General features: G+C 37.2%; 7 protein-coding genes. 5 read left to right on the plus strand and 2 right to left on the minus strand.

The genetic code is table 11. The annotated features are described in order from the left end of the window. The 3 genes from AACZ30_RS12275 to AACZ30_RS12285 all read left to right on the plus strand — a co-directional run. On the plus strand, window positions 1–1,491 hold a 1,491-nt coding region (locus AACZ30_RS12275), incomplete at its 5' end, for a BamA/TamA family outer membrane protein (RefSeq protein ID WP_339649667.1). An 11-nt stretch (window positions 1,492–1,502) separates the two neighbouring features. Continuing rightward, window positions 1,503–2,075, plus strand: a complete 573-nt coding sequence (locus tag AACZ30_RS12280; RefSeq protein WP_339649669.1) for a Crp/Fnr family transcriptional regulator — start codon at window positions 1,503–1,505, stop codon at window positions 2,073–2,075. Window positions 2,076–2,193: 118 nt separating this feature from the next. Next, window positions 2,194–3,306, plus strand: a complete 1,113-nt coding sequence (locus AACZ30_RS12285) for an alkene reductase (RefSeq protein WP_093305493.1) — start codon at window positions 2,194–2,196, stop codon at window positions 3,304–3,306. 165 nt (window positions 3,307–3,471) lie between these two features. On the opposite strand, the gene AACZ30_RS12290 is transcribed toward AACZ30_RS12285, so the two are convergent. Further along, window positions 3,472–4,485: a zinc-binding alcohol dehydrogenase family protein gene (locus AACZ30_RS12290; RefSeq protein WP_075326946.1), complete on the minus strand. Its 1,014-nt coding sequence runs from the start codon at window positions 4,483–4,485 to the stop codon at window positions 3,472–3,474. A gap of 96 nt (window positions 4,486–4,581) precedes the next feature. Continuing rightward, window positions 4,582–5,241: a uracil phosphoribosyltransferase gene (upp, locus tag AACZ30_RS12295; protein ID WP_075326945.1), complete on the minus strand. Its 660-nt coding sequence runs from the start codon at window positions 5,239–5,241 to the stop codon at window positions 4,582–4,584. 161 nt (window positions 5,242–5,402) lie between these two features. Between upp and AACZ30_RS12300 the strand changes: the two genes are divergently transcribed. After that, a complete protein-coding gene (locus tag AACZ30_RS12300; RefSeq protein ID WP_339649674.1) occupies window positions 5,403–6,020 on the plus strand; it encodes a hypothetical protein in 618 nt (205 codons plus the stop codon). A gap of 91 nt (window positions 6,021–6,111) precedes the next feature. After that, window positions 6,112–6,509, plus strand: a 398-nt coding sequence (locus tag AACZ30_RS12305; protein WP_339649676.1) for a universal stress protein, incomplete at its 3' end; no start/stop codon positions are given.

A 6,509-nucleotide genomic window follows, 5' to 3' on the forward strand; every position in this document is an offset into this window, starting at 1 on the left:
TATGAAGTAGGAACCGATAGTACTACCGCAAAAACCCGCTATGCTGAAAAGAACTTTTTTCAGAAAGAAATATTTTTTAAACCTAAACATTTAGATCCTTACATTTTACTGGAAGAAGGGCAGTATTATAACCCTGAAAATTCCCGAAATACCGCCAGGAGGCTGGGAGACATCGGCGCTTACAAATTCGTAAATATAAATTATACTGAAATTGATAGCCTCTCTACCGATAGTTTGGGAGTGCTGGAAACCAATATTTATCTTTCTCCATTAAATAAACGCTCCTTGCGGGCAGAAATCCAGGCGGTAACAAAATCTAACGGCTTTACCGGCCCAAGTTTAGCTTTGGCTTATACAAACAGGAATCTTTTTAAGGGCGGAGAAATTCTAAATGTTACCGGAGATTTTGGTTATGAAGTACAAACCGGCGGAGGCACGCAGGCAGGATTAAACAGTATACAATTAGGTTTACAGGGAGATCTTATTTTCCCCAGGTTATTATTCCCCATAAATTTTGATAAAAACTGGTTTTCATATTCCATCCCAAAAACAAAGACCAGTTTAGGGTTTGATTATCTTACCCGAAGTAAACTTTTTAGCCTTGGCTCAGTTTCTGCGCGGTTTGGTTATCTCTGGAATGCCAATCGTTTTGTAACCCACGAGTTTTATCCTATTTCTTTAAATTATGTCAACCTGGGAAATACCACCCAGGAATTTCAGGATATATTAACCCGTAACCCATTTTTAGAAAGAAGTTTTAACCAGGAATTTATTGCTGGTTTAACCTATTCTTTTCTCTATAACGGACTTATAGACGGGAATAGCAGGCACCAGTTCTTTATAAATTCTACTTTAGATGTGGCTGGAAATTTAATTGATGCCATAAGCGGGCACGGGGAAGAAAATCCCCAAACCTTTTTAAATCTTGAATATGCCCAATACGCCAAAGCAGATATTGATTTGCGGTATCATTTAAAAACAGGATCAGATTCTAAAATAGCTACCAGGCTGTTTGCCGGTTATGGTTTACCTTATGGAAATTCTGATGTTTTACCATTTACAAAACAGTATTTTGCGGGTGGCCCGTATAGCGTAAGAGCTTTTAACACGCGTTCTTTAGGTCCCGGAACGTATACGCCACCAGATGAAGAAGGTGCATTTTTTGACCAGGCTGGAAATATTAGGCTGGAAGCTAACCTGGAATATCGCTTTCCGCTTTTTCCATATTTATACGGTGCCGTTTTTGCCGATGCCGGTAATGTTTGGAACACCGGGGAAAACAGCACTCTGGAGGGAGGAGAATTCAGCAAAGACTTTATGAACGAGCTGGGAATTGGTACCGGCTTTGGTTTAAGAGTAGATATTCAAAGTTTTGTGATTCGTGTAGACCTCGCGGCTCCTTTACATGATCCATCTTTACAGGAAGGTGAGCGCTGGGAATTTGATTATGCAAATCCGGTCTTGAATTTCGCTATAGGTTATCCTTTCTAAGAATGTTGATAATGCATAAAGAAATTTTAAAACACGTAACTTCAAAAATCAATCTTTCTAAAGATGAACAGCGAGAATTTACTGGTGTTCTATCAGAAAAACGAATTTCAAAAAAAGAATTTCTAATTAAACCGGGGCAGGCTGTAGATTACGAATATTACGTGGTTAAGGGGTGTTTAAAAGCCTTTTATTTAGATGAAAATGGTAATAAGCATATTATTCAGTTTGCAGTAGAAGACTGGTGGATAAGCGATTTTGAAGCTTTCTTCGGAAATTATCCCGCCCAGTTATATGTTGAAGCTATAGAAGATTCGGTTCTCCTGGGAATTCATCGCGATACTCTTGAAACTTTATATAAGCGAATTCCTAAATTTGAACGTTTTTTCAGAATTAAAACTACTAATGCTTTTGTGGCACTTAGAAGTAGAATTCTTTCTTCACTTCAAAAAAATAACAAAGAGCGCTACCTGGAATTCTGCCAAACCTATCCCCAAATTGAAAAGCGCGTTCCCAATTACCATATTGCGAACTATCTTGGTATAAAACCAGAAAGCCTAAGCAGGCTGCGAAAAGAGCTGTCTTAGCTTAACATTTTTTAACAGGCCCTGCTAACATACATCAAGTAGTTTCTTTCCTTTTTCATATAATTTAGCTTTTAAAAATTGCTAAGAAAAAGATTGATTAATACAACCAAAAAAAGCTATGAGTAAAGAACAACATTTATTAAAATCATATAATTTAAACGGATTAGAACTTCCTAATAGAGTAGTAATGGCTCCAATGACGCGAAGTAGGGCTGATAATCCTGAAAATACGCCTATTGAAGGTCTACACGATGTTTATTACACCCAAAGAGCTTCTGCCGGACTTATTATTACCGAAGGTTCCCAGGTTTCTAAAGAAGCTGTGGGGTATGTAAATACACCTGGAATTTACAGCAAAGAGCAAATTGCAGGCTGGAAAATGGTAAATAAAAAAGTGCACGAAGCTAAAGGCAGAATGTTTATTCAGCTTTGGCACGTGGGTAGAATGTCTCATCCCGATTTTCATAACGGGGATTTACCTTTATCGGCTTCAGCAATAAATCCTGAAGCGCAATCTTATACACCGGAAGGTTTTAAAGATACCGTGACGCCAAAAGAAATGACCATTGAAGATATTAAAAGAACGATCCAGGATTTTAAAAATGCGGCTAAAAATGCAATGGAGGCCGATTTTGATGGAGTTGAAATTCATTCTTCAAATGGATATTTATTTCACCAGTTTTTTAATGGAACTTCTAATAAAAGAAATGATGAATATGGCGGAAGCATAGAAAATCGTGCAAAGATCTTGTTTGAAACCATAGATGCGATTAAGGAGGTAATGCCAGAGCAAAAAATTGGTTTAAGATTAAACCCGTCCCTGAACGGTATTTTTGGAATGACGATGGATGAGGAAACCATCCCAACTTTCGATTATATTATCAAGAAATTGAACGATTACGATCTTGCTTACCTGCATTTGTCAGAGCCTTTTAACGATGTTTCAGATGTTCCTTATGCGGTAACTGAAATCGCTAAGAGATACCGGCCAATGTATAATGGTACTTTAATGATTAACGCAGGCTTTGATCAAGAATCTGGAAATAAAGTAATTGAAGAAGGAAATGCCGATTTGGTAGCCTTTGGAAAACCTTATATTTCCAATCCCGATTTAGTAGAGCGTTTTGCTGAAAATATTCCGCTTTCAGACTGGGACACCGATACTTTCTATGTGCCCGGTGAAAAAGGTTATATAGATTACGAAGCTAAAGCCAGAAAACAGGAAGCTTAAAAGATCCTGTTTAATTGTAATTAGAAGAGGTTGTTTGTTAAGTTTTAAGCCGTCACCCTGAACTGGTTTCAGGGTCTAACATGTTTAAAATCATGAACATATTAGATGCTGAAACGAGTTCAGCATGACGCTAAAAGATTAATTCCAAACAACCTCTTTTTTATTTTAAAACGAAATCACATTTTTACCAATAGATTTCCCAGATTCCTGTAAACTATGAACTTCTTTAAAAGTTTCGGAATTTAATCCTGAAAAAGTTTTATTTAATGTGGTTTCAATAGTTTTTTCTTCTAAAAGTTTAGAAACTCTCTCCAGTATTTCGTGCTGTTTGTGCATATCTGGAGTTTGAAATTTAGCCCGGGTAAACATCAATTCCCAGTGAAAAGCCACACTTTTACCCTTAAGTTTATTTAAATCTACTTTATCTTTTGTTTCAACAATAGAGCAAATTTCTCCCTGTGGTTTTATGAGTTCGGCCATTGCGTCCCAGTGCAATTCGGTATCAGAAAAGTTGAGGATATAATCTACGTTTTCATAACCTTTAGCTTTCATTTCTTCTACTAAATTCTTGTGATTTACAATCACATCGGCGCCCATATTTCTACACCATGCTTCGGTTTCATTCCTGGATGCAGTGGCAATTACATTAAATTTGGTAAGTTTCTTTAAAAGCTGAATTCCAATGGAACCAACTCCGCCGGCACCGCCAATAACAAGAATATCCCGGTTTTCCCCTGAATTTTCTTCAATTTTTAAACGCTCAAAAATACATTCCCAGGCTGTGAGAGCGGTTAGGGGTAAAGCGGCTGCTTCTTCAAAAGAAAGGTTTTTAGGTTTATGGCCTGCAATATTTTCGTTTACTAACTGTAATTCGGCATTGCAACCCGGCTGGTCAATTTCCCCGGCATAAAAAACTTCATCGCCCTGTTTGAATTTAGTAACTTTATTTCCAACCCGTTCTACAATTCCGGCAGCATCCCAACCTAAAATTTTGGGTGTATCTAACTCTTTGTTTTTTGCGGCATTTTGCCTCACTTTAAAATCTACAGGATTTACAGAAACGGCTTTAATACGCACCAATAGATCTGAATCTCCCGGCTTGGGTTCTTCAGTATTAAATTCAATAAAACTATCTGAATGATCTATAGGAAGCGATTTTTTTATTCCAACGGCTTTCATAATTTATTTTTTAAGAATTAGCATATTAATATGTGAATTTAAGAAATAAACAAGCCAGCGCCCAGCACTTAAGAAAACAATAAGAACCGGATATTATTAATGCTGAAGTTTGCCGCCATAGCAAAGATCTCCGGCATCTCCAAGACCTGGGACAATATATCCGCGATCGTTTAATTCCTTATCTATGGTTGCGATCCAGAGTTTGGTATCTGCAGGAAATTCTTCAGCTACGTGGGCAATGCCTTCTTCGGCACCAATTACGGCTACTAAATGAATTTCTTTGGGTTTACCCATATGTTCCAGCGCCTTCATCACATTAACAAAAGAACGGCCGGTAGCCAGCATTGGGTCAGCAAGGATTAGGGTTTTTCCTTCCAGGGAAGGTGAAGCAAGGTATTCTACTACAATTTCAAAATTCTCATCGTTGGTTGGATGATGGCGATATGCTGAAATAAAGGAATTCTCAGCATCATCAAAATAATTTAATAAACCATTGTGTAAAGGAAGTCCGGCGCGTAAAATAGAACAAAGCGCAACCTGGGTTTCAGGTAATTGCACTTCAGCATTTCCTAGTGGGGTATTTATATTTTTTGAAGTAAATTTTAGTGTTTTACTTAGTTCGTAGCCTAAAATTTCGCCTAAACGCTCAATATTTCTGCGAAAACGCATTCTATCTTTCTGAATTTCAGTATCTCTGAGTTGTGCTACAAATTTTCCGGCTATAGAATTTTCTTCTAAGAGATGATTTATTTGCATGGTAGTTTTTAAATTTTTGAACTTTCCTGGTGAGTAAAGATAAGTAATTGTTTTTCGAATGGCCTGAGCGGGACGGCTACATTTCAGGTTTATCTTAAAAGATTTTTCTGTATGCTAATTTGGCTGTATTTTTGATATAATTAGCTTAAAGAATTCACTTTATGAAGTTTATCTATACATTCTTGTTTTTTTGCTTCACCTTATTAAGCTACGGGCAAATAGACCTTCCTGCTACCAATAATACCGGAGGAATTCTAAAAGCTGAGCCTGAAACAAAATCTTCTGGTTTTCCTATTCTTAGGGCCGAGGAATCTAACGACGAAAGCAAATACCTACGAGAGAAACCTAAAACTATAGACTTTAGAGAAAAACCTAATAATTTAAAAACCGCTGGTGACGCAGTAAAGGAGAAATGGACAGCAGATAAAGAAGCTTTAAATAAATATAAGGAAGACCAGTATTTAGGCGATTTTAAAACTACCGGGAAATTTGTTGAGCTGTATTGCCGCGACCATCAATTTGTAGATGGTGACCAGGTAAATATTTATGTAAATGGTAATTTTGTAAAACGGGTAGTGCTGGGAAGTGGTTATCACCCGGTTTTGGTTACATTAGAAAGCGGATTTAACAATATTGAATTTGAAGCTATAAACCAGGGCTCTTCAGGTCCTAATACCGCGCAGTTAAAAGTTTTGGAAGAAAACGGCAACCTGGTTGCTTCTAAAGAATGGGACCTTTTAACCGGCGCCAAAGCGAGCTTAATTGTGGTTAAAGAATAAATTTAACCAGATTTCTTTTTTCAACCGATTCATTACCAATTATTCTAATTTTTAAAATTCATTTAATAACTTTATAAGAAATCCCAATCTTATGAAGCGTATATTAATTGCAATAGATTATCATCCTGTTTCAGAAAAAGTGGCTGAAGCCGGTTACAAACTCGCCAAACAATTAGATGCCCGGGTTTGTTTACTTCACGTAATGGCCAATGTAAGTTACTACGGAATTGATTATCCTACGTTTATGGGATATTCAGGCTATGATGAAATGGCTGTAAATTTAGATATCGCACAGGAAATGCGGGAGGTAGTAGAAGATTTTCTGGAGACTGCAGCAAAACACCTTAACGATGAAAATGTAGAAACGCATTTAGCCGAAGGTGATGCCGCCACTGCTATTCTGGAATATTCTAAAACCTGGAATGCCGATTTGGTGGTAATGGGCACGCATAGCCATTCGGTTTTTGAAAAACTTTTAATGGGAACAGT

Origin of the sequence: uncultured Salegentibacter sp., from assembly GCF_963972535.1 — a bacterium.
Classification (GTDB): Bacteria; Bacteroidota; Bacteroidia; order Flavobacteriales; family Flavobacteriaceae; genus Salegentibacter.

Excerpts from the sequence above, each read along its gene's own strand:
- AACZ30_RS12280 (WP_339649669.1), top strand. The coding sequence starts at position 1,503 with ATGCATAAAGAAATTTTAAAACACGTAACTTCAAAAATCAATCTTTCT.
- AACZ30_RS12285 (WP_093305493.1), top strand. The coding sequence starts at position 2,194 with ATGAGTAAAGAACAACATTTATTAAAATCATATAATTTAAACGGATTA.
- AACZ30_RS12290 (WP_075326946.1), bottom strand. The coding sequence starts at position 4,485 with ATGAAAGCCGTTGGAATAAAAAAATCGCTTCCTATAGATCATTCAGAT.
- AACZ30_RS12300 (WP_339649674.1), top strand. The coding sequence starts at position 5,403 with ATGAAGTTTATCTATACATTCTTGTTTTTTTGCTTCACCTTATTAAGC.
- upp (WP_075326945.1), bottom strand. The coding sequence starts at position 5,241 with ATGCAAATAAATCATCTCTTAGAAGAAAATTCTATAGCCGGAAAATTT.